The following is a 24,073-nucleotide window of genomic DNA, read 5'->3' on the forward strand; positions in this document are numbered from 1 at the left end:
CATGACGCAGGACATCACCCCCATTACCATGCCCAAATTCGGCCTTGCCATGACGGAGGGCAAGATTGCCGGTTGGATGGTTTCCCCTGATTCGGACATAAAGACCGGCGATGAACTGGTTGATATCGAAACCAGCAAGATCACCAATACCTTCGAAAGCCCCGTGACCGGCAGGCTGCGGCGGCAGGTCGCCAGCAATGGCGAGATGCTGCCCGTTGGCGCGCTGATCGGTGTCGTGGCGGATGCGGCGGTAACAGACGCGGATATTGATGCGTTCATCACCCGTTTTCAGGCGGATTTCGCTGCGTCCTCGACCGATCAGGGCGCGGATGCGAAGACGGATGAACCCACCACGCTGACCGTGGGCGGCCATACCCTGCGCGTGCATGACCGGGGGGAGGGGGATGAAATACCCCTCCTGCTGATCCACGGTTTTGGCGGCGACCTGAAGAACTGGATGCTCAATCAGGCAGCACTGGCGCAGGGGCGGCGGGTCATCGCCTTCGACCTGCCGGGGCATGGTGGGTCATCAAAGGATGTGGGACCGGGCACGCTGGCCTTTTTTGCGGAGGTCACGGTCCAGTTGCTGGCCGAACTCGGGCTGACGCGCGTGCATGTGATGGGGCATTCCCTCGGCGGTGGCATTGCGCTGACACTGGCGCATGTCGCACCGCAAAGCGTTGCCTCGCTTACCCTGATCGCACCCGCCGGTCTGGGGCCGCAGATCAACATGGATTTCATCACGGGCTTTATCGAGGCTGATCGTGTCCGCACCCTGCAGGACGTGCTGAAATACCTTGTGCATGACAAGACCCTGATCGGCCGCCGCATGGCGGATGATGTGCTGCGCTACAAGCGCCTTGATGGTGCGGAAGCAGCCCTGCGCAAGGTCTCGGCCGCCTGCTTCCCCAATGGCAGGCAGGGTGATGACCTGCGACCGGTTCTGGAGGCCACAAGGATTCCGGTAACGCTTGTATGGGGTCAGGAAGACGAAATCCTGCCTGTAGCCCAGTCGGAGGGACTGCCCGCCGGTATCGTGCGCCACATCCTGCCCGATATCGGGCATATGCCGCAGTTGGAAGCCGCGGATACACTTAACGGACTGGTCACGACATGTATGAAGGATGCCAGTCTGGAAAAGACCGCATCGTAAGGGGCGGGAAGCCTTCATTACTTCAACCATACCAGATGAGGGGGAGGGGCGTGGCCTCTCCCTTTTCTGTTGGGACCATGTCTTTTTGCGTGTAGCGCGGAGACGTAAATCTTATGTGCCGCCATGGTCAGCAGACACTCATGCCGGTTCCCGATGGAGCGTATTGGTCCTGATATATTAAGTCATGATTGGGCAATAAAATGTTTTTTACCGGATGGATAGTTTAACCCATCCCGCTGGGTGGCGTTGTTTTGTGCATGGAAGTCCTTTTACTGTCCCATCACCATGCGTTGCATGTGCTGTCGAGAAGAAATTTCCGGCGCTTCACCTCACTACAAGGTGCGCGCGCCGGACTGGCCATGCGTCAGGTCCTATGCCTTCACTGCTCGGCATAAAGACGCGGCAAAACAATAATAGCTACGCTGGCATGCCAGTTAAGGCACGGGAATAATAATGTTTGTCGGAATTGATCTGGGTACTTCTGCCCTGAAAGCTGTTCTGGTCGATGGCGACCAGCAGGTTAAAGGCAGCCATACGCATCCGTTACGTGTCTCATCCCCCCATCCCGGCTGGAATGAACAGGCGCCGGAGGACTGGTGGACTGCCCTGCTGGCGGCAATGGATGCCCTTGCCGCCTCCTGTCCGCGCGAAATGGCGGCGGTAAAGGGTATTGGCCTGTCCGGTCAACAGCATGGGGCCGTTCTGCTGGGGCGTGACGGTAATGTGCTGCGTCCGTGCATCCTGTGGAACGATGTGCGTGCGGCAGCGCAATGCGCCACGTTCGAACACCGGTTTGCGCAGTCCAGACAGGTCTGCGGAAACATGGCCATGCCCGGCTTTACAGCCCCTAAACTGATATGGGTGGCGCAGAACGAGCCCGATATCTTCGTCGCCACCCGGCACGTCCTGCTGCCCAAGGCATGGCTGCGTTACCGCATGACCGGCGAGATGATCGAGGACATGTCCGACGCATCGGGTTCCCTGTGGCTCGATGTCGGCAACCGCTGCTGGTCGGATGGGGCGCTGGTCGCGACCGATCTTACGCGCGACGCCATGCCCGCGCTGGTTGAAGGCACGGCGCGCGCAGGCGTGCTGGATGCCGGACTGGCGCGACGGTGGGGCATGACTACCCGCCCCGTTCTGGCGGGAAGTGCGGGGGACAATGCCGCCGGTGCGGTGGGACTGGGGGCTGTGCGTGCCGGTTCGTCCTTCCTGTCGCTGGGGACCTCCGGTGTGGCATGGGTGACGACGGACCGTTTCCGTCCGCATCCGCAAGGCGGCATCCACGCTTTCTGCCATGCCGTGCCGGATATGTGGCATCAGATGGGCGTCACGCTTTCCGCCGCGTCCTCGCTGGCGTGGTGGGCGCGGACCACCGGCATGGGGGAAGCCGCGCTTCTGGCTGAACTGCCGGATCGGATTACCCGTCCGTCCCCCGTCATTTTCCTGCCCTATCTGTCCGGGGAACGTACGCCGCACAACGATGGCGACATTCGGGGTATTTTTGCGGGTCTGTCCCATGGCACCACGCGCGCCGACATGACACAGGCTGTGCTGGAAGGGGTTGCGTTCTCGTTCCGGGATGTCGTGGACGTGCTGGCCGATGCCGGGTCGGTCCTGCACGAAGCCGATGTGATCGGCGGCGGGTCGGGCAGCAGGACATGGGTCTCCATTCTGGCCAGCGTGACCGGTCTGTCACTGCACCGGCTGGCGCATGGGGAACAGGGCGGCGCCTTTGGCGCGGCCCGTCTCGCGCGGATCGCCGTAACGGGCGAAGCGGTGGAAGCCGTATGCCTGCCACAGCAGCGCAAGGAAACCTTACATCCCGATGCCGATCTTGCGGGGGCGTATGCGCGCGCACTTGCGCGCTACCGTGCGCTCTACCCCTGCATCCGTTCGGCCATGACGGTCCGCACGGCCTGAACCGTCATATTGCTGGCAAGATGTCACGGTAGGGGAACGATGGAAACGCATCCTTCACCATCCATCGCCCGGCTAAACACTGGCATGGCCGCCCTGATCATGGAAAACCTTATGGGCAGGAATACGTAAACAGGTATGACATCATGAGAAAAGACTTCTTCCCCAAGGGTTTTCAGCGGCGGTTCCGGATTGCCGCCATGCTGGCGCTTCTGGCCCCCGTGGGTGCTTACGCGGCGGACAGTGTGGACCATGGGGCGGCGCCATCGGGCAATATCACCGTTGTCGCGCGTTTTGCCGATATGCAGCCATCGGGCATCGCCACCCTGCCTGACGGGCGGATCGTGCTGTCCTTTCCACGTAGTGCGGCTGATCATAAGGGCCCGCGTCTGGGTGTGCTGCGTGATGGTAAGGCCGTCCCCTTTCCCGATGCGGCGGCCCAGGCGCATTTCGTCTCCCCCCTCGGCATGACAGTGGATGCGACAGGCCGGTTGTGGATTGTGGACGAAGGCACGGTGGCGGGGCAGAAACAGCCGCCCGCGCCCACGCTGATCGGGCTGGATGGCCGCACGGGGCAGATTGTGGCCACGATCCCGCTGGGCAGTGGTGCAACGCGAGCGGACAGCCATGTCAATGACGTGCGCGTGGACATGACGCATGGCCCGCAGGGCACGGCCTATGTCAGCGATACCTCGCTTATGGACCATCCCGCGATCATCGTAATCGATCTGGCGACCGGCTATGCGCGGCGCGTGCTGGAAAATGCCCCTTCGACCCGTGCCGAGACGGGTTTCGCCATGGAACTGGACGGACACATGATCCGCTACGACATGGCGCATCCGGCCATGGGACAGGGGGGTATCGACGGCGTGGCGTTGAGTACGGATTCACGTACGCTGTACTGGCAGCCCCTGTCCAGCCGCAGGCTGTACAGCGCGCCCACCGCCATGCTGGCCGATCCGGCCGTATCCGCCACGCAACTGGAACATGCGGTGCGTGATGAAGGGGAAGATTCCGTGGTCGATGGCATGGCCACCGGGCCGGATAACAGCTTGTACCTGACGGATATCGAACGCCATGCGGTGCTGCGTCGCGCGGCGAATGGCGATCTGTCCGTTATCGCACACGACCCGCGCCTGATTGCGCCCGACGGGCTGACCATAAAGGACAATGCCCTGTGGCTGACCGTAGGCCAGTGGGGCCGACTGCCCGTATTCCACGATGGCCACGACATGCAGGAACGCCCGTGGCTGGTCGTGCGTATTCCCCTGAAACAGCCCGTATCGGCAAACTGAAAGAACATGGATTGATGGCGCAGGACAGGCAGACGGTTTCCGGTTCCGGTATTGTAAATCTGATCGCGGGCGTCGCGGCGACGGGTGGTCTGCTGTTCGGGTATGATACGGGCATCATCTCCGCCGCCCTGCTTCAGATCACGCCTGATTTTGCGTTGGGCACGCTGGGCCAGCAGGTCGTGACATCCGCCATCGTGGCGGGGGCGCTGGGGGGGTGTCTTGTCGCGGCCCCGCTGTCGGACCGGCTGGGGCGGCGCTACATGATCATGTTTGCAGCACTGGTGTTTATCGTGGGCACGCTGGTCGCCGCCCTCTCGCCGGGGGCGGCGGTTCTGGTCTGCGCGCGCTTCATCCTCGGGCTGGCGGTGGGCATGTGTTCGCAGATCGTGCCAGTCTATATTGCCGAAATCGCCCCGCGTGAAAAACGCGGCCAGATGGTGGTCCTGTTCCAGCTTGCTGTCGTATCCGGCATTCTGGCCTCCTTCATCGCGGGGTATCTGTGCCGCAACCAGTCATGGCGGCTCATGTTCGGCCTTGGCATCATACCGGCGGTAATCCTGTTTGTGGGCATGTCCGTCCTGCCGCGCAGTCCGCGCTGGCTTGCCATGAAGGGCAATCTGGAAAGCGCGTTCGAGGTCCTGCAACGCCTGCGGCGCGACCCGCAGGCCGCGCGCCGGGAACTCGATACCATCATCGCCATGCATGATGAGCAGGCCCCGTGGTCAGCCCTTGCGCAGCCATGGGTGCGGCCTGCGGTGGTGGCATCGGTGGGGGTGGCGCTGTTCTGCCAGATCAGCGGCATCAATGCCGTGCTGTATTACGCACCCACCATTTTCGCGGGCGTGGGCTTTGGCCAGAATACGGCGCTGCTCACGTCCATCGCCATTGGCGTCGCCATGGTCGTCTCCACTGCCTTCGGTAGCTGGGCGGTGGATGCGTGGGGGCGGCGCAGGCTGCTGCTACGGCTTATACCGGGGGCTGTCATCTCGCTCATGGTGCTGGGGACGATGTTTGCCATCGGCTCCACGCAGGGCATCAATACCTGGATTACGGCGGCGGCGGTCGTGTGCTACGCCATATTCAATGTCGGTAGCCTGTCAGTGGCCATCTGGCTTGTCGGCGCGGAGGTCTATCCCCTGTCGTGCCGCAGCAAGGGGATGAGCCTTGTGGCCGCGACGCACTGGACGGCGGATCTGCTCATTTCCCTTACCACGCTGTCACTGGTGCAGGCGCTGGGGGCGGCGGGCACGTTCTGGATGTATGCCGCCATCAATCTGGCCGCCTTCGTATTCGTCCTGCGCTACGTGCCCGAAACGCGCGGCCATTCGCTCGAGCAGATCGAGACCGCGCTGAAGGGCGGCACCTTTTACGATCTGCCCGACAGTGGCGGCACTGCCGGACCTGTGGAGGCATAGGGCGACAGGCGCGTTTACCGCGCCTGTCGCGCTGGTTACATTACGGCTGCCGCCCGGTATCGGGCCGCCCGAGGGAGATATAGTCGAAGCCAGCTTCCCTGATGGCCTGCGGGTCCCAGATATTGCGCAGGTCTGCAATCTTGCGGCCCTTCATCCGGTTTTTCAGCTTGTAGGGGGAAAGGGAGCGGAATTCGTTCCATTCCGTCAGCACGACCACGATATCGGCCCCCTCCGCCACTTCCACCGCATCGCTGCAATAGATAACGGATTGCGGCAGGACCGTACGGGCCGTCTGCATGCCTGCGGGGTCGAACGCGCGGATATGGGCGCCCGCCCGGTCAAGCTGGTCGAGGATGGTGATGGATGCGGCTTCGCGCATGTCATCCGTTTCCGGCTTGAAGGTCAGTCCCAGCACGCCGATCGTAAGGCCGCTGACATCTCCCCCGGCAAAGGCGATGATCCGCTGCGCCATGGCCTGCATGCGCGCCTCATTCACGGCCACGGTCGTCTCGATCAGCCGCACGGGGGAGCCTGCATTGCGCCCGATGGCAGTTAGCGCGCGCGTATCCTTGGGGAAGCATGAGCCGCCAAAGCCGGGGCTGGGATGCAGGAATTTCTTGCCGATGCGCCCGTCCAGCCCGATGGAACGCGCAACGTCGATGACATCCGCGCCGACCTTCTCGCACAGGTCAGCGATTTCGTTGATGAAGGTAATCTTCATCGCAAGGAAGGAATTGGCCGAATATTTGATCAGTTCCGCCGTTTCCAGCCCGGTAAACACCATGGGCGTTTCCAGCAGGTAGAGCGGGCGGTAAAGCTTGCGCAGGATATCCTGCGCGCGTTGCGTGCCACCGGACTTGGACTGATCGGTGCCGATAATGACGCGATCGGGGCGCATGAAATCCGCAATCGCGTTCCCTTCGCGCAGGAATTCGGGATTGGATGCAACATCAAAATCCAGATCGGGGCGTGTCGCGCGGACTATGCGCGCAATCTCGCGCCCGGTGCCCACCGGCACGGTCGATTTGGTGACAATGACCGTATAGCCCTCCGCCACGCGGGCAATCTGTTCCACCGCGGCATAGACGTAACTGGTGTCGGCCTGCCCATCCCCCCGGCGTGAAGGGGTGCCTACGGCCAGGAACACCGCATCCGCGCCCCTTATGGCGGCGGCCATGTCATCGCCAAAGGTCAGGCGTCCCGCCGTGACGTTTTCCGCGACAAGACGGTCAAGGCCGGGTTCGTAGATTGGAATACGCCCTTCGCGCAGGGCGGACAGGCGATCGGGGTTGGTTTCAACAATGGCGACATCCGTGCCGAATTCGGCGAAACACGTACCGGAGACCAGTCCAACATAGCCCCCACCGATCATAGCAATTCGCAACTGGACCTCCATCGTTCCGCCCGGAACCCGTTGCCCCGAACTGGATCGCATCTAGCAATTTCAAAGCAGTCTGAAGGAAACAAAAAGTAATAGGGAAACGGGGGCTGCCGGCCCCGCAGGTGTCACGCCAGTACGACACTGGCCAGCAATCAGGAAAAAAATGTGTCCGGGCGCGTTATTCGAGGCAAAGAAATTTCTCCTGCTTGCGTTGCGCAATATGAATGTCCGGCATGATCGGTTCCGTCTCCTTTCCGAAGCGTCGGACATGGACAGCATGAAGCACGCAGGACGGAGTAACGATCAATGACATTTATGACCGCAGCGGATGTAACCGTACCCCCACCCGAACACAACAGCCGGACCATTACCCCCGTCATCCTGTCGGGCGGGACAGGCACACGGCTCTGGCCCGTCTCCCGCGCCAGTCACCCCAAGCAGTTCTGGGCGCTGGCATCCAGACAGACCATGATTGGTGAAACGCTGCAACGCGCCACGGGCGATGCCTTCGTTGCCCCCATTGTGGTCTGCAATCAGGCGCACCGCTTTCTGGTGGCGGAACAGTTGCGTGAAAACGGGTGCGAGGACGGGCGCATCATCCTTGAACCCGTCGCCCGCAATACCGCCGCCGCCGTTGCGGCAGCAGCCCTGCTAGCGGGGGAAAGTGATCCCGATACCCTTTTGTGGATCATGGCCGCCGATGCCGCCTTCCGTTATCCTGACCGCCTGCCTGCCATTTTGGAAAAGGCCGCCAGTGTCGCGCGGGAAGGCTACATCGTAACCTTCGGCATGAAGCCCGATGTGCCGGAAACAGGCTATGGCTATATCCGCACCGGGGTGCCGCTTCATCCCGACAGGGTGGAAGACGGCGTGTTTCACGTCGCACGCTTTACTGAAAAGCCTGACCGGCTGCGGGCGACGGAAATGCTGCATGAAGGGGGGTATTTGTGGAATTCAGGCATGTTCCTGGCCCCTGCATCGGTCATGCTGTCCGAACTGGAAAAACATGCGCCACAGGTGCTCGATACAGTGCGCAGCGCGCTGGCCAATAGCGAACGCGATCTGACATTCCGGCGTCTGGAGACGGCATCCTTCCTGCAATGCCCCAATGTCAGCATTGATTACGCAGTCATGGAACATACGGACCGGGCCGTTGTCATACCTGCCGATCTGGGGTGGTCCGATGTCGGGAACTGGAATGCCCTGTGGGAACTTGGGGACAAGGATGCGCAGGGGAATGTCACGGTGGGCGATGTGGTTCTGGAACAGTCCCACAACTGCTATGTGCGCAGCGAAGGCAGGTTGACGGCCGTGGCGGGGCTTACGGATGTCGTGCTGGTCGTGACGACGGATGCGGTTCTGGCGATCCATCGTGATTATGCACAGGATGTATCGGCCCTTGTCGCCCGGCTTAAAATCGCAAATCGGGCCGAAGCGGAAATTCACAACCGCTGCTACCGCCCCTGGGGATTTTATGAGGGGCTGATTCAGGGCGAACGGTTTCAGGTCAAGCGGATCGTGGTGCATCCGGGGCAGAAGCTCTCGCTCCAGAAGCATTTCCACCGTGCGGAGCACTGGGTTGTGGTCAGTGGCACCGCCATCGTCACACGCAATGATGAAAAACTGATGTTGCAGGAAAACGAGAGCGTGTACCTGCCACTGGGCTGCATACACAGGCTGGAAAATCCCGGTCGCATCCCCCTTGCATTGATCGAGGTTCAGTCCGGTCCCTATCTGGGGGAAGATGATATCGTGCGGTTCGAGGATACTTACGGTCGCCAGTAAAAACAGTTGTGCGGTGGCAGTGTGACGGAATGTTGCTGGTGACGGATAGGGAATTATTATCTCGTTTACGTCCCCGCGCATGGATCATGCGGTCCTGTCCATGTTTTGGGACAGGCTTCTGTCAGAACCGGTCCCATGCCGCATGATTGCGTGATGCCGGTGCTGGTCAGGCTGTGTGATCGGGCAGGACAGACTGGCCTGTCCAGTTGCGGCACTGTTTCGTCCTGTCATGCCCGGATGGGGAAAACCGTTATGGGCGGGGAAAATTTCCCGCCCATAACGGGGCAGGCTTTAGCCGATTGCCATCAGGGTGGCGTTGCCGCCTGCCGCAGCCGTGTTGGTGCTGGTGCTGTGTTCCTCGATCAGGAACTCCCGGTGCAGGATGTCCGGGTCAATCAGGAAGGTGGATGCTATCATGCCGCTCCCCTTGGCCAGCGTTTCGGTTACGTGGCGGAATAGCGCATCATCCTGCACTGACATCACCACCGGGCAGGCCAGTTCCTGAAGGTCGCTGACCTTGCGGATATGCGGCGCCAGTTCCGGGGGAAGTTCCGCCAGCCAGGCGGTTGCTTCGGCAGGCCCATATACAAACGCCGTATTGCCGCATGAAAGGGCGAGCGAAGCCAGCAGCACCAGATGCTCGCGCACATCGCCCACGCACAGCACATGGCCACGTGGCCTGAAGCTGTAGACGTTTTCCTCGCCTACCGGGCCGGGCATGGTCATATGTGCGCCGGGGAGCGGTTTTTTAGCCATTTCCGCAACCCGATGGCCAATATGGCTGTACCCGTTACCCATCAGCCATGCATGCCACCGTTCCATGATGGCGGGCGTTGTTCCTCCGTTCATGCACGACAGGCCATCGCGCAGCGGGAATGCGGCCAGCAGGCGGCGCAGGATCAGCGGTCCCCCGGCCTTGGGCCCTGTGCCTGACAGGCCCCGCCCGCCGAAGGGCTGCACGCCAACGACAGCGCCGATCGTATTGCGGTTGACATACAGGTTGCCTACATCCAGTCGGCGCGCGACCTGCTGCACGGTAGTTTCGATACGGGTATGCACGCCACCCGTCAGGCCATATCCCAGCCCGTTGATCGCATCGATGACGGTATCGAGTTCCTGACTGCGATAACGCAGCACATGCAGAACCGGACCAAAAACCTCCGCCCCCAGATCGGAAATGGAATCAATTTCAATCAGGGTTGGCGCGACAAAGCTGCCATGGGCACAGGCATCGGGCAGCGGCAGGGAATAGACGGGCGCGCCCCGGTCTTTCAGCCGCTGGATATGGGTCTGGATGCCCTGCGCGGCTTCAGTGGTAATGACGGGGCCGATATCGGTCGCCAGTCGTGCGGTGTTGCCAAGGCTGAGTTCACGCATCGCCCCACGCAGCATGCGCAGCAGGTGATCGGCACATTCATGCTGCACGCACAGGATGCGCAGTGCCGAACAGCGCTGCCCCGCGCTGTCAAAGGCGGAGGCGATGACATCCACCACCACCTGTTCCGCCAGGGCGGAGGAATCGACGATCATTGCGTTCTGGCCACCGGTTTCGGCAACCAGCGGTACAGGCTGTCCTGTATGGCCGCGGCGGCTGACAAGCTGGCGGTTGATGGACTGCGCCACCGTGGTTGAACCGGTAAACATGACACCCGCCACCTGTGCGGCCTGCACCAGTGCCGCACCGACATCTCCCGCACCGGGCAGCAGTTGCAGCGCGTCAGCAGGCACCCCGGCTTCGTGCAGGATGGCAACGGCCTGTGCCGCGACCAGTGGCGTTTCCTCCGCCGGTTTGGCGATTACGCTGTTACCGGCGGCCAGTGCCGCCGCAACCTGACCCGTAAAGATGGCCAGCGGGAAGTTCCATGGGCTGATACACGCCACCGGCCCTAGCGGGATATGGGTGGCATTATCGAAGTCCGCACGGATCTGCGCGGCGTAATAGCGCAGGAAGTCCACGGCCTCGCGGATTTCGGCAAGGGCGTTGGGAAAGGACTTGCCCGCTTCACGCACGATCAGGCCCAGCAGCGCGTCCTGCCGCCCTTCCATAAGGTCGGCGGCACGTTCCAGCTTTTCGGCGCGGCTGGCGGGCGGCTGCGCGGCCCATGTCGCGGCCCCCCTGACCGCATCTTCCATAACGCCGGGAATGACCGTGGCATCCGCCGGTGTCCACTGGCCGACACGCTCGCGCCGGTCGGCGGGATTGGTGACATCGTGCGGCGTGCCCGGTGTGACGGGGGTGGCCAGCATCGGGGTGGCTGTCCATTCGGCGGGGGAGGCGTCAAGCCCGCGGCCCAGGGCCGCCAGCGCATTTTCATCCGTCAGGTCCAGACCGGCGGAGTTGCGGCGTTCGGGCGCGAACATATCCGGCGGCGCGGCAATGGCGGGGTTGGGGCCGCCATAGGGCACGTAACTGCGGGCGATGGTCATCGGGTCGGCAACCAGTTGCGAGACGGGTATGTTTTCATCCCCGATCTGGTTGACGAAGGACGAGTTCGCGCCGTTTTCCAGCAGGCGGCGCACAAGGTATGCCAGCAATGTCTCATGCGTGCCGACCGGGGCGTAGATGCGCGTGGGACGGTTCAGCTTCTGCGGGCCGACAACTTCCTTGTAAAGCGGTTCGCCCATGCCGTGCAGGCACTGGAATTCATACGATCCGGTTTGGAAGTCCTCGCCCGCCAGCGTGTAAATGGTGGCAAGGGAGCGGGCATTATGGGTGGCGAACTGCGGGAAGATGGCGTCACGCGCGCCCAGCAGTTTGCGCGCGCAGGCAATGTAGCTGATATCGGTGTGAACCTTGCGCGTATAGACCGGGAAATCAGGCATCCCGTCTATCTGGGCTTTCTTTATTTCACTGTCCCAGTAGGCGCCCTTGACCAGTCGCACCATGATGCGGTGTCCGGTGCGTCGGGCCAGATCGATAATGAAATCCAGAACGAAGGGCGCGCGCCGACCATAGGCCTGCACGACAAAGCCGATGCCGTTCCAGTCCTTCAGCGCGGGCTCAAGGCACAGGGCTTCGAGCAGATCGAGCGAGATTTCCAGCCGCTCGCTTTCCTCCGCATCGATATTCAGGCCGATATCGTAATGGCGTGCCAGAACCGTCAGTTCAACAACGACGGGCAGCAGTTCGGCCATGACACGGTCACGCTGCGCGCGGCTGTAACGGGGGTGCAGGGCCGACAGCTTGATGGAAATGCCGGGACGTTCATAGACGTCAGCGCCGCGCGCGCGCCTGCCGATGGCGTGGATGGCGGTGATGTAATCCTGCCGGTAGCGTTCGGCATCATGCGCGGTCAGCGCGGCTTCACCCAGCATGTCGTACGAATAGCGGAAGCCCTGTTCTTCCAGCTTTTCGCTGTTCTTCAGGGCGGATTCGATGGTTTCGCCCACCACGAACTGTTCGCCCATAAGGCGCATGGCCACATCCACCGCCTTGCGGATCAGCGGACCGGAACTGCGTGCCACCAGTTTGCGCAGCGTCTCGCTCAGCCCCGCATTTTCCCGTGCGCCGGGGCTGGTCAGGCGACCGGTCACCAGCAGTCCCCATGCGGCGGCATTGGTGAAAAGGGGGCGGTCGCGGGAAATATGGGCCAGCCAGTCACCCGTGCCGATCTTGTCGCGGATCAGGGCATCGCGTGTCGCATTGTCCGGAATACGCAGCAGGGCTTCGGCCAGACACATGAGGGCCACACCCTCGGCGGAGGAAAGGGAGAATTCCTGCACCAGCGCCTCGACCCCGCCGGGATTGCGGTTACGGCGCAGCCCCTCCGTCAGCGTGGTGGCGAGATTGGTCGTGCGCAGGGCTTCGGCGTCGCTCAGTGTCGCGGCAGGGGTCAGGGCATTGATGCACTCGATCTCCGACCGGCGGGTCGCCTCGGTTATCTGTTGGCGTAACGGTGACGGGGCGGCGATTTTTCCAGCAAAATCTTTGAAAAGCAGCATGAGGGTACTTCCACCAGGAAACAGCGTTCCGGAGACAGTGCCTCAACAGGATATAATTTGTCTAGGATAATATACGATTCTGTTTCGCGCGCCGTTTAGTCCCATAAATCGCGTAGAGTCGATGGTCTTTCGGGGCGTTTCTAGCCCTCCCTGCGCTCCCGGATCACGCGCACGGAAATGGCAGCAGCATCAAGGATATGCTGACGGGTCAGGCGGGCAACTTCCTCCGCATCGCGCTTGCGGCAGGCCTGCATGATGGCTTCATGCTCGATATCCGTCAGGTCCTTGCGGCCTTCCAGTTCAAGATGGCTGCGGATGTAGCGGGTCAGGCGCACATGCAGGTCATCAATCATTTCCAGCAGGCGCGGACGCTGCGCCGCGGCATAGATCGCATTGTGAAAGGCGCGGTTCAGGTCGCCCAGCCCGTGCTGGGTCGGGTTGGCGTTCGTGCCGTTTACAAAGGCTTCGTAAGCATCCTCGATCCGCGCCAGATCGACGCGCGACATGCGGCCTACGGCATGGCGGGCGGCCATTTCTTCCAGCGAGGCACGGATTTCGGAATATTCAATGATATCGTCTTCCGTCATGCCCGTGACCATGGCGCCCCGGTTGGGCATGAACGTGACCAGCCCTTCGGCTTCCAGCCGTTTCAGCGCCTCACGCACGGGGATGATGCTGGTCCCGAACCCTTCAGCCAGTTCTGATTGCGGCAGCGCCAGACCCGCCGGTAGCGTGCCGCCCAGAATGGCGTTGCGCAGTGCGGTTCCTACGGTTGTGGATGCGGCCCCCCGTTTACGACCGGTTTCAGTTTCAAAGATGGAAGAGGGCAGCATGCGCATTTTTCCTTTCGCGCGGGTTTGTATCAACACGTCCCTGTCAGGAAAAACATGGACCCGAAAGTGACGGGTTCATGTGGTCGATGGCGCGGCGTGTAATAGACTGTCCACCTGTTGTTTGAATAGTCATCTCTGGATTATATAAGAAAGCAGAGATATTATATAGAATGCAGCGAAAAGCGTCAAAAGGATTTGCCGCAGCCGTCTGTCGGTAACCGCTTCACCAGAAGGGAATGATGACTCTGTTGAAGAGAGGCCGCATGACCGAACTGTGCGCTGTCACTCTGGCATGATGGACTGGAAAACAGGTGGCGGCTTGCTTTGGTACCGCCCAATCTGACAGCACTTCTCAGGTAATGTCGGATCGGATGGAACGGCCCGGTGTCAGGTGGGCTTGCGCCAGTTTATTATCTGTCGGCATCAGCGCCGGTCTGCGGCAGGAGCTTCCGGCCATGTACCAGACCACAACAGGTTGGTGGCTGTAATGGGTGTCATGGCGAAGCTTCCGTTATTTTGTGAGTTTCTCTTTACCCAACAAAGAAAAAACGAAATCCGTAAACGAAGACATTAACCGGTGGGCGATACTTTAAGTAAGAAGCAGGCCAATATCACGACCGGCGGGATAGGGGCTGACACAGCATCACAACTCCGTGTTCAGGGGAGGGGAGAAGGACCAGCCTCTCGCACCGCCTACGGAAATATCCTTATATTTTAAGGATATTCATTCAGGAGAACATCATGGGACGCGTCTCGGGAAAAGTAGCGCTTGTTACAGGGGCCGCACTTGGTATTGGCAAGGCTACGGCCCTGCTGCTGGCACGTGAAGGTGCGAAGGTCGTTATCGCCGACCTCAAGGAAGAAGAAGGGCATGCCGCCGTGGCCGAGGTCGAGGCCGCCGGGGGGGAGGCCCTGTTCGTTTCCCTGAATGTCACGCAGGAGGAGGACTGGAAAAAAGCCATCGAAGCCATTACCGCAAAGTTCGGCGGTCTGGATATCGCGGTCAATAATGCCGGTATCCTGTATAATGGCTCGGTCGAGGAAACCAGTCTGGCCGACTGGCGGCGCGTGCAGTCGGTCAATCTGGACGGCGTGTTTCTGGGGACCCGTTATGCGGTGGAAGCCATGAAGCCGCGTGGCGCCGGTTCCATCATCAACCTTTCCTCCATCGAGGGGCTGATCGGTGATCCGACCCTTGCCGCCTATAACGCCAGCAAGGGCGGCGTGCGGCTGTTTACCAAATCGGCGGCGCTGCACTGCGCGCGCGCGGGTTACAGGATCCGCGTCAATTCCATCCATCCCGGCTATATCTGGACACCAATGGTGCAGGGCTTCACGTCGGCCACGCCCGATCAGGTGGCAGCCCGGCAGAAACTGATCGACCTGCATCCGCTGGGTCATCTGGGCGAACCGGATGATATTGCCTATGGCATCCTGTTCCTTGCATCCGATGAATCCAAGTTCATGACGGGTAGTGAACTGGTCATCGATGGCGGCTATACGGCACAGTAAACCCTGTTCATGCCAGACCCCGGTTTGCCGTTCCGTCTGGCGTTCGGCAGTGACGTTCCCGGTGTGACTGCTCCTTTCATTGCGATGGAAAGGGGTAGCCTGCGGCATACTAATACCCGGTGCCAAATGGTGTGCGGGAGCAAATTGTCTGACCAGGAGTCCCTTCGGCCACTCCATCCTGTCGGAGCAGTGACCGGGAACATAAAATGTGAAGAAGGCAGGACGATCAGCGCGTCATTGCCTTGAAATTGCGGGTCTGTTCGGTCAGGGCGGTTTCAACCGGCAGGCGCTCCATGCTCGATGCCCCGTAGAAGCCATGACAGTCGGGGCAGGCTGACAATACTTTCTGCGCATCCGCGGGCATGGCGATCGGGCCGCCGTGACAAAGGATGATGATATCGGAGCGCACGCCACGCGCGGCTTCCGTAATCGCGTTGATCCGTTCGATCGAATCTTCCAGCGTGAAGGCCGTTTCCGCCCCGATCGCGCCACCCGTGGTCAGGCCCATATGGGCAACCAGCACATCCGCGCCCGCTTTTGCCATGTCCACCGCCTGCGCCGGATCGAAAACGTAAGGCGTGGTCAGCATGTCCTTGCGGTTGGCGCGGGCGACGACATCGACCTCAAGGCTGTAACTCATTCCGGTTTCTTCAAGGTTCTTGCGGAAATTGCCGTCAATCAGCCCAACGGTCGGAAAGTTCTGGATGCCCGAAAAGCCCACCCGCTTCACATCGTCCAGAAACACGTCAAAATCCACGAATGGATCGGTGCCGTTTACGCCTGCAAGTACCGGGGTATGTGGCACGACCGGCAATACCTCACGCGCCATTTCCATAACGATCTGGTTGGCGTTGCCATAGGCCAGAATGCCCGCCAGCGAACCGCGTCCCGCCATGCGGTAGCGACCGGAATTGTAAATGACGATCAGGTCGATGCCGCCCGCGGCCTCGCATTTGGCGGAAAGTCCGGTCCCGGCACCGCCGCCGACAATGGGCTGGCGTGCGGCAATCATGGCACGGAATTTCTTCAGGATTTCACTACGGGGAATGCTGGGCATTATCTGGGTTCTCCTTGAATATGTCTGAAAAAGCATGCGCCAGCGTGTCGGCAAAGGCCGGGTCGTTGATCGCATGGGGAAGACGGATCAGCCTGCGCTGTGGGGTCTGGTGCACGGTGTGCTCCAGTGCGGCATAAAAAGCCTCATCGGCTTCTGGGTCGTAAAAGGGCGCGCCGGGACGGTCGAGTATGGAAAACCCGCCTTCGGGGTAGAAAAAGCGGACCTCTCCCATGCACTGGTTCAGTTGCTGGCCGATCATCCGGCCCATTGCGGCGCATTCGTCCGCATTTGTGCGCATAAGGGTGATCTGGGGATTATGTTCGACAAATATGCGCCCGCGGTAACATTCGGGCACTGTGGCCCGTGCACCGAAATTGACCATGTCCAGCCCGCCACAACTGCCGATATAGGGCCGCTTCGTACGGATGACCGCGCCAAGTCGGTCCGTATCGCACGGGAAAATACCACCGGCGATCAGATCGCAGTATTCGGTCAGGGTTACATCCATAAAACCACGGATCATCCCTTCATCCGCCAGCCGTTCCATGGCGCGACCACCCGTGCCCGTGGCGTGAAAGACCAGACAGTCAAACTGCGGCGACAATTGATGCACGATCCGGTCAACGCAGGGTGTGGTCACGCCAAACATGGTCAGCCCGATGGCTGGGCGGGGATCTGGCTGTGGCACGCACTTCATGCGCACCATCCCGACCATGGCATGCGCGGCATTGCACAGGATGATGCGTGACAGGCGGTTCAGCCCTTCCATATCCGTTACGGAATACAGCATCGCAATATCCGTCCCGCCCACATAGGGCGCGGTATTGCCCGATGCGATGGTCGAGACGATCAGTTTGGGTAGGCCGAGCGGGAGTGCCTGCATGGCAGGCGCAACCAGCGCCGTACCACCGGACCCGCCAATCGCGATCACCCCCAGCATATCCGTGCGCGCGCCAAGGTAGAGGCGCAGCGCCTCCGCCATGGCCCCGATGGAACGCCCGCGATCGCCGGTAAAAACGGCTTTCTGCCCACCGGGATGAAAGCCTGCAACGGTCCGGGCGCTGACATCAGCAGGGGCAGCGTGCTCGCGTGTGCTGATATCGACAATGCGGGGTATCACGTCACTTTCGCGCAGAAGTCGTGCGATATAGTCCAGTTCGGCATGCTTGGTATCGCAGGTGCCAAGGATATAGACGCAGCCGGAATCCATATCACGCATCCGTACGGCGTGCGCTTATCTGGGCCAGCACGATCGCCACGCCGCCCGTGGCGCACAGCCCGCCCAGCAGGAAGACAATGTCATACCCGAACCGGTCTGCCAGCAGTCCAGCCAGCGGTCCCGTCGCGCCATAGGCCAGATCCTGAAACGCGGAAAAGCCGCCCAGTGCCGCGCCACGCATATGGGGGTCAACCCGATGCACGACCTCCACCCCAAGGGAGGGAAAGACCATGGAACATCCCGCGCCCGTCAGCACTGCGCCAGCAAAGGCAATAAGGGGGGTAGGCGCGTACCACAGCAGATACTGCCCCGCCGCTTCGACCATAAGCGAGAACAGGGCCACCTTCAGCCCGCCAATCCGGTCCGGCAGATGCCCGCAGGCGAAGCGCCCGGCAACAAAAGCCAGCCCGAAACAGGTCAGCCCGAACCCGGCATAGGACCAGTGCGCATGAATGAAACGCAGCGGCAGGAAGGCCCCCAGTGCTGCGAACCCGACCCCCTGAAGGGCGACGGCGATGCCCTGCCAGCGGATCGTGCCCAGAATGCGCCAGAACGATGGCCGCGCGCCTGCATGGGGAACGCAGGCCGGAACATCCTGCACCAGCCCCAGACCAATCAGCGGCAGTGCCGCCGAAAGCACCATAAGCGCACCGATGCCCCAGTGTTCGTACACGACCAGCCCGATCGGTCCCCCCACCGCGAAGGCGCCATACATGGCTGCCCCCGTCCATGCCAGCACGCGGCCCGCGCGCTGCTGGCCCATAAGCCCGATCCCCCAGCCCAGCATGCCCACGATGGTCAGGCTTTCACCAATCCCGAGCAGCAGGCGGCCGGCCAGCAGGATGATGTAACGTGCTGCTTCAGGCAGGGCTGTCAGACCGGAAAGCGCGCAGATCAGGCTGGCCGCGACATAAAGGGCAAGCCCCGTGCGCATGCATGGGCGGCCGCCCTTCGTATCCGCAAGGACACCGGCATGATTGCGGCTGAGGATGGTGGAAAAGAACGCAATCCCCACGGCCAGTCCCGCCAGCCCGTTGCCGTAACCCGGCCAGTGCAGGATCGATACGGGTATGGCCGCCAGCGGGAGTGCCACGGCCATGTAGGAAAGGAACAGCGCTACCGCAAGCCGCCCCAGAAGGCGCAGGGGGGCGGGATCAGATTTCACGGGTGATGCGCACATGCGGCGGCTCGGACAATGCGGTTTCGAATACCTGCGCCATGGCGCGGAAATGGGGCGTGGTTTCGTGTGCCGCCAGGGATTCGGGACTGCGCCAGCGTTCCACGAATACGAAGATGTTCGGGTTACTGACATCGCGGTGGCACTGGTAGGACAGGTTGGCCTGTTCGTGCCGCGATGCGGCAACGCAGCACTGGATGGCGTCCAGAGCCGCTTTTTCGTGTTCGGGACGGATATGGAAGGTGGCAATAACCGTAATGGGCTGCTCGGTCATGAGTATCCTCGGGCTGAAATCCCTGTCTGCGGGCAGCATAGGATGCTGTGACACTTTCCTTCCACGAAGAAAGTGTCACGTGACACTATTCTCCCATGCCGGTCCGCAGGCGATGCACGCGGCGTAGCGCCTCGGTCAGGTCGGGCAGGGCGGTGGGGCCAAGACACAGACGTATCCCGGCGTTATCCACTCCTTCCGGGTTCGCCATGAAGGGGTGTAGCGATGTTACGCGCACATCCTCCTCCGCGGCCATGGCTTCCAGTTCTTCGCTGCGTTTCCTGCACAACGGCATCCATATATGAAAGGCGTCATAAGCTGGTGGCACGACAGAAGGCCCCATGATGCGTAGTGCAATATCACGACGCCGCTGCGCTTCCCCCCGCAGGGACTGGCGTACGGAAGCTGCCGTGCCGTCCTGCATCCATTGCGCCATCATGGCGTAGGAAAGCGGTGCGATCATGAGCGATGAATTCAGCAGGGCCGCACGCGCCGCACTCAAAAATGCCGCAGGCGGAACCAGCGTGCCGATACGCAGGCCCGGACTAAGCGTCTTGGACAGGCTGTTGACGTAAAAAACCCGTTCGGGTGCCAGTGTCACAAGCGGTGGCAGGTCGGGATCGTTTGCGCAGTCATAGACATCATCTTCGATAATCAGGGCGTCATACCGGCGGCACAGGGAAACGATGGCCAGCCTGCGCGCCCGGTCCATGGTGGCCGTGGTCGGGTTGTGCATGGTGGGGGTGACATACACGAGACATCGGCCGGCGGCATGACGGTGCAATGCGCGTTCAAGCCCATCGGGCAGCAGGCCCTGCCGGTCCATTGGCAGGCCGTGGGGGGTAAGTCCACCCTGACGGATCAGGGTCAGCATGCCGGGATAGGTCAGTTCCTCGGTCAGGATTGCGGTTGATGCCGGTCGTGCCGCCGCCAGTGCGACGCCCAGCGCCTGCTGCGCGCCGCTGGCCAGTAACAGGCGCTCAGGCGACAGGTCCATGCCCAGTTCCGCCAGCCAGTGGCTCATGATGCGGCGGTGTTCGATATGACCGGCGACGGGTGGATAGACATTGAACAGGGCCGGATCGACCGTTCGCGCCAGACGGGAAAGCGTGCGGGTCAGTGCTTTGTCACTGAACATGGGTGGCGGCATATTGGCCGACAGGTCCAGCACCCGCCCCGTGCCACCGGGGCGGGAGGCGACGAATGTGCCCCGCCCGCGTATGCTGCGCACCAGTCCACGCCGTTCCAGCATGGCATAGGCGCGCGTGACGCTGCCAATACCGATGCCCAGCCGCCATGCCAGATCGCGGTGCGCGGGCAGGCGGTCCCCCGCATCCAGCTTTTCCGCCAGTATGTCACCGGCCAGCGCATCGGCCAGTCGTTCAGCCGGGGGCGTATCACCTGCGGGAAGATGCGCATGCCAGGGGGAGCGCAGGCGCATGGTCGTTCTGCCTGTCCTGTTACGGGTCTGCCTGCCATAGCAGGTCATGCGGTGGGGCGGAATATGCGGTTCATGGCTACCGGTTCCGGCTGATCCTGTTACGATTTCATTACGGATGCGCAGCGCGCGACAGGAAAGCGGGGTAGGGAACTTGGCCCAACAACATAAGGCAGCGGGCGGCAGGATTCAGGGTATGAGACCGCTGGTCATTATGGCTGGCCTGTTTTTCATTATCGGGTTCGTGACATGGCTGAACGGCCCGCTGATTACATTCGTGCAGGTCGCCTTTGGCCTCGGGCCGGTCGGGGCCTTTCTTGTGCCGATGTGCTTTTACCTGTCCTACCTGTTCTGCGCCGCCCCCGCCATGGGGCTGGCGCGGCGGACCGGGCTGCGTAACGGGATTGCCATGGCACTGGGGGTCATGGCGGCAGGCACGCTTGTATTTGGCGAATGCGTGGGGCGGCGATGGTATCCCGGCGCATTGGGTGGCCTGTCCATTCTGGGGGCGGGGCTGACGCTCCTGCAGGTTACGGTCAATCCCTACGTCGCGCTGCTGGGTACCGCAGGGCAGGCGGCGCGCCGTATTGCGATCATGGGGATTGCCAATAAGGTATCCGGTATTATCGCACCTGTATTATTTTCTATTCTGGTTATACGTGATATCGGCGGGGTTGCAGACCGTCTGCATGATGCGGGCAGCGCGCAGGCGCGTGAGACGGTTCTGGCGGCTTTTGCTCATGCGGTGGTGGTTCCCTATCGCTGCATGGCGGTTGTGCTGCTGGTTGTGGCTTTTGGCTTACGTCATGTCGGGCTGCCTGATATCCGTCTGCGCGATGCGGCAGCCGCTTCCCTGCCCCGAAGGGAGGGACCTGCCCCACGTATGGGCGCGCTGGCGTGGGCCGGGATCGTGGTGGTGTTCGTCTATGTGGGCGTTGAGGTCCTGGCGGGTGACGGGGTTGGTCTTTATGGCAGCCATGTCGGGTTATCGCTGGGGCAGACCCGTTTCCTGACCTCCGTCACACTGGCGGGCATGCTGTGTGGTTATCTGCTGGGTACGGTTCTTGTGCCTGCCATGTGCAGCCAGCTTGCCTATCTGGCGCTGTCTGCCGTGCTTGGCATGGTGCTTTGCCTCGGGGTCGCGTTCCTGCATGGCGTATGGTCGGTCGCGTGCGTGACGCTGCTGGGGCTGGCCAATGCCATGATGATGCCGATCCTGTTTCCCCTTGTCCTGCATCTGGCGGGGCACAGGCAGTCTCAGGCCACGATGTTGCTGGTCATGGCGTTCTGTGGCGGCGGGGTCATGCCGCAGGTTTTTGCTTTACTGATCGGAATTGTCGGGCTGAAGCCTGCCTTTGCCGGGCTTGTCATGGGCTCTTATGGTGTTGTCCTGCTCTATGCGCTGCTGCTGCGGCGACGTGTCCGGGGCGGAACGTCGGGTTCGGATTTGGGGGTACTGTCATAATCAGGCACCATGCTGTCCCTGCCGTTCTGGAAAACATGCGCCATGTTCCCTCTCCGTCATTTCAGGTCTGGTTTTTTCCTGCTGTCCATGGGGATGATGGGCATGGCGGGGCACGCGTGCGCCGCACCGGCCCTTATGCCGCAGCCGGTTTCATGGCAGCTCGCGCCCGGCAACATCCCGCTTGTGGGTGGCGTGCGGATTGAATGGCAGGGCGTTCGTTCCGCCATGCTGGATCGTGCGGCGGAACGTTTTGCCCGGCGTCTGGCGGTGCTCTCCGCCCGTGATGCCGTGGCGGGGCAGCAGGCGGGGCTTACGGTACGCATCCAGTGTCAGGCCGCTGATCCGGAGCTGCTGTCCGTCCATATGAAAGAACATTACCATCTGCGGACCGGTTCAGACGGCGCGACGCTGGTGGCCGATGGCCCTGCTGGCGTGCTGCGTGGGCTGAGTACCCTGCTGCAACTGGTGGAGCGGCAGGAGGCCGGTCCGGTACTCGATGCCGCCGTGATTGATGACAGTCCACGTTTCGCATGGCGCGGCATTCTTGTGGATGTCAGCCGCCATTTCATGTCGGTCGCAGCGCTGGAGCGGCAACTGGACATGATGGAACTGACCAGGCTGAATGTCCTGCACCTCCATCTTTCGGATGGACAGGGATTCCGCGTGGAAAGCATGCTCTATCCACGCCTGCAGCAGGTGGCGTCCCATGGGGAATATTATACCCGCCAGCAGGTGCGCGACCTTGTTTCCTACGCGGCGGACCGGGGCATCCGCATCGTGCCGGAATTCGATACGCCGGGGCACAGTTACGCGCTGGTGCAGGCCTATCCCGAATATGCGGCCCAGCCGATAACGACCCCTATGGACCCCAAACGGGTTGTCCGCGCGGCCATCGATCCGTCCAATCCGCAGACCTATGTTTTCCTCTCCCGGCTGTATCATGAAATGGTCGGCCTGTTTCCCGATGCCTATTTTCATGTGGGCGGTGATGAGGTGCGTCCCGATGAGTGGACGGGCAACCCGCGTATCAGCGCCTTCATGAAACAGCATGGTTATGCCAGCACCGCTGCCCTGCAGGCGGCCTTTACCGCGCGGGTGCAGTCAATGCTGGCCCGGGACGGCAGGATCATGATGGGGTGGGATGAACTGATCGACGCCCCCGTGCCCGCCAGCATCGTGATCGAGCCGTGGCGCGGATCACGCTACACCGCTGCGGCAACGGCGGCCGGGCATCCGGTCGTGGTGTCAGCGGGGTATTATCTGGACCTGCTGCTGCCTGCGGTGGAGCATTACCGTGTTGATCCGCTCGACCCGCAGGGAAACGGCCTGCCGCCCGATCAGGTGGCGCAGGCCCATGCCCCGTTTCTGGATGCCTTCACGCTTGATCCCGCCGCCCGCATGACACCGGCGCAGGATAGTCTGGTCATGGGGGCGGAAGCCCCGTTATGGACGGAAATCGTGACGGAGGAGATGCTCGATACCCGTCTGTGGCCCCGTTGTGCCGCGCTGGCGGAGCGGTTCTGGTCGCCCGCCACGGTGCGCGATGAAAACAGCCTTGCCGTCCGCCTGCCCATCGTGCAGTCGGAACTGGAGATACTGGGCAACCATGCCGCGACCGACAGCCACCGCATGATGCTGCGTCTGGCGCCCGATGATGCGACACCCTTTGCCGTTCTGCTGTCCGTTACCAGTCCGGTGCGTAATTATGCCCATAATCACGTATTTGGTCCCAGCCGTATTACACCAACGCCAGTTCGCCCGCCGCAGGACAGGGCCGCCGATATTGCCGCCCCGGACAGTTTTGCCGCCGCCGCTTTTGAACGTGATGTGCGCGCTTATGTCGCGGGCCAGCATGATCTGGCTGCCAGCCTGCGGGTCCGGCTGGAAAACTGGCGCGGGAATGACATCCGCCTGCAGCGTCTGGCCCGGATCGATCCTGCCCTGCGGGAAGTCCTGCCTGCATCCGCCCTGCTGGCGCAACTGGCGCAGGCCGGGCTTGATGCGCTGGATGGCGGGAGGGATGGCTGGCAGGCAGGGGCCACGGACGCCCTTGAAAAGGCCCGGACCCAGTCCGATGCCTCGGCGTCCATACTGAAGGTGCGCGCCAGCGCGCAGCCGCCTGGTGATCTGGTGCAGGATATTGCGCCAGCCATCGCGCTGCTTGTTCAGGCTGCAGTGCAGGTACATGAAATCAGGGCAGGCTAAATCTG

16 protein-coding genes are annotated in these 24,073 nt (G+C 61.7%); 8 read left to right on the forward strand and 8 right to left on the reverse strand.

Features of this window, described 5'->3' with window-relative positions; translation table 11 throughout:
* The first annotated feature begins 1 nt into the window (after position 1).
* The 4 genes from CFR79_RS05670 (at position 2) to CFR79_RS05685 (ending at position 5,783) form a co-directional block, all read left to right on the forward strand.
* On the forward strand, positions 2-1,153 hold the full coding sequence (locus CFR79_RS05670; protein ID WP_102324362.1) for an acetoin dehydrogenase dihydrolipoyllysine-residue acetyltransferase subunit: 1,152 nt from the start codon (positions 2-4) through the stop codon (positions 1,151-1,153).
* Positions 1,154-1,606: 453 nt separating this feature from the next.
* Positions 1,607-3,076, forward strand: coding sequence for a xylulokinase (gene xylB / locus CFR79_RS05675; RefSeq protein ID WP_110547200.1), 1,470 nt, complete (start codon positions 1,607-1,609; stop codon positions 3,074-3,076).
* A 143-nt stretch (positions 3,077-3,219) separates the two neighbouring features.
* The gene (locus tag CFR79_RS05680; RefSeq protein ID WP_110547201.1) at positions 3,220-4,368 is read left to right on the forward strand and encodes an L-dopachrome tautomerase-related protein; all 1,149 of its coding nucleotides are present in this window, start codon (positions 3,220-3,222) and stop codon (positions 4,366-4,368) included.
* A gap of 14 nt (positions 4,369-4,382) precedes the next feature.
* Positions 4,383-5,783 carry a sugar porter family MFS transporter gene (locus CFR79_RS05685; protein ID WP_110547202.1) on the forward strand — a complete coding sequence of 467 codons (1,401 nt, stop codon included), beginning with the start codon at positions 4,383-4,385 and terminating at the stop codon, positions 5,781-5,783.
* A gap of 40 nt (positions 5,784-5,823) precedes the next feature.
* Here CFR79_RS05685 and CFR79_RS05690 read toward each other — a convergent pair whose 3' ends face one another.
* Positions 5,824-7,155: a UDP-glucose dehydrogenase family protein gene (locus CFR79_RS05690; RefSeq protein ID WP_110547203.1), complete on the reverse strand. Its 1,332-nt coding sequence runs from the start codon at positions 7,153-7,155 to the stop codon at positions 5,824-5,826.
* Between the two features lie 315 nt (positions 7,156-7,470).
* Here CFR79_RS05690 and CFR79_RS05695 point away from each other — a divergent pair, with 315 nt between their 5' ends.
* Positions 7,471-8,949 (forward strand): mannose-1-phosphate guanylyltransferase/mannose-6-phosphate isomerase, encoded by a 1,479-nt coding sequence (locus tag CFR79_RS05695; RefSeq protein ID WP_110547204.1) that lies wholly within the window; start codon positions 7,471-7,473, stop codon positions 8,947-8,949.
* A 291-nt stretch (positions 8,950-9,240) separates the two neighbouring features.
* Here the strand turns inward: CFR79_RS05695 and putA are convergent, their stop codons facing one another.
* Both putA and CFR79_RS05705 read right to left on the reverse strand, forming a co-directional pair.
* The gene (gene putA / locus CFR79_RS05700) at positions 9,241-12,891 is read right to left on the reverse strand and encodes a bifunctional proline dehydrogenase/L-glutamate gamma-semialdehyde dehydrogenase PutA (RefSeq protein ID WP_110547205.1); all 3,651 of its coding nucleotides are present in this window, start codon (positions 12,889-12,891) and stop codon (positions 9,241-9,243) included.
* Positions 12,892-13,031: 140 nt separating this feature from the next.
* Positions 13,032-13,724, reverse strand: a complete 693-nt coding sequence (locus tag CFR79_RS05705; RefSeq protein ID WP_102324796.1) for a GntR family transcriptional regulator — start codon at positions 13,722-13,724, stop codon at positions 13,032-13,034.
* Between the two features lie 741 nt (positions 13,725-14,465).
* Here CFR79_RS05705 and CFR79_RS05710 point away from each other — a divergent pair.
* Complete coding sequence (locus CFR79_RS05710; RefSeq protein ID WP_110547206.1) at positions 14,466-15,236, forward strand: glucose 1-dehydrogenase; 771 nt, start codon at positions 14,466-14,468, stop codon at positions 15,234-15,236.
* A gap of 226 nt (positions 15,237-15,462) precedes the next feature.
* Here the strand turns inward: CFR79_RS05710 and CFR79_RS05715 are convergent, their stop codons facing one another.
* The 5 genes from CFR79_RS05715 to CFR79_RS05735 all read right to left on the reverse strand — a co-directional run bounded on the left by CFR79_RS05715 (position 15,463) and on the right by CFR79_RS05735 (position 20,401).
* Entirely contained in the window at positions 15,463-16,293 is an 831-nt protein-coding gene (locus tag CFR79_RS05715) for a phosphoenolpyruvate hydrolase family protein (RefSeq protein WP_102324354.1), read from the reverse strand.
* Complete coding sequence (locus CFR79_RS05720) at positions 16,274-17,503, reverse strand: Tm-1-like ATP-binding domain-containing protein (RefSeq protein WP_181417364.1); 1,230 nt, start codon at positions 17,501-17,503, stop codon at positions 16,274-16,276. The genes CFR79_RS05715 and CFR79_RS05720 overlap by 20 nt, the downstream gene beginning before the upstream one ends.
* Position 17,504: 1 nt before the next feature.
* Positions 17,505-18,692 carry an arabinose transporter gene (locus tag CFR79_RS05725; protein ID WP_110547208.1) on the reverse strand — a complete coding sequence of 396 codons (1,188 nt, stop codon included), beginning with the start codon at positions 18,690-18,692 and terminating at the stop codon, positions 17,505-17,507.
* The gene (locus tag CFR79_RS05730) at positions 18,667-18,963 is read right to left on the reverse strand and encodes a putative quinol monooxygenase (protein ID WP_110547209.1); all 297 of its coding nucleotides are present in this window, start codon (positions 18,961-18,963) and stop codon (positions 18,667-18,669) included. Before CFR79_RS05730 ends, CFR79_RS05725 begins: the two co-directional genes overlap by 26 nt.
* 85 nt (positions 18,964-19,048) lie before the next feature.
* Positions 19,049-20,401, reverse strand: a complete 1,353-nt coding sequence (locus CFR79_RS05735; protein WP_110547210.1) for an aminotransferase-like domain-containing protein — start codon at positions 20,399-20,401, stop codon at positions 19,049-19,051.
* A 193-nt stretch (positions 20,402-20,594) separates the two neighbouring features.
* Between CFR79_RS05735 and gluP the strand changes: the two genes are divergently transcribed.
* Together gluP and CFR79_RS05745 are read left to right on the forward strand one after the other, a co-directional pair.
* Positions 20,595-21,863, forward strand: a complete 1,269-nt coding sequence (gene gluP, locus CFR79_RS05740; protein WP_110547211.1) for a glucose/galactose MFS transporter — start codon at positions 20,595-20,597, stop codon at positions 21,861-21,863.
* Between the two features lie 42 nt (positions 21,864-21,905).
* Positions 21,906-24,068, forward strand: a complete 2,163-nt coding sequence (locus CFR79_RS05745; protein WP_110547257.1) for a beta-N-acetylhexosaminidase — start codon at positions 21,906-21,908, stop codon at positions 24,066-24,068.
* Positions 24,069-24,073: the final 5 nt, after the last annotated feature.

The sequence above is a fragment of the Komagataeibacter saccharivorans genome, from assembly GCF_003207825.1.
Classification (GTDB): Bacteria; Pseudomonadota; Alphaproteobacteria; order Acetobacterales; family Acetobacteraceae; genus Komagataeibacter; species Komagataeibacter saccharivorans.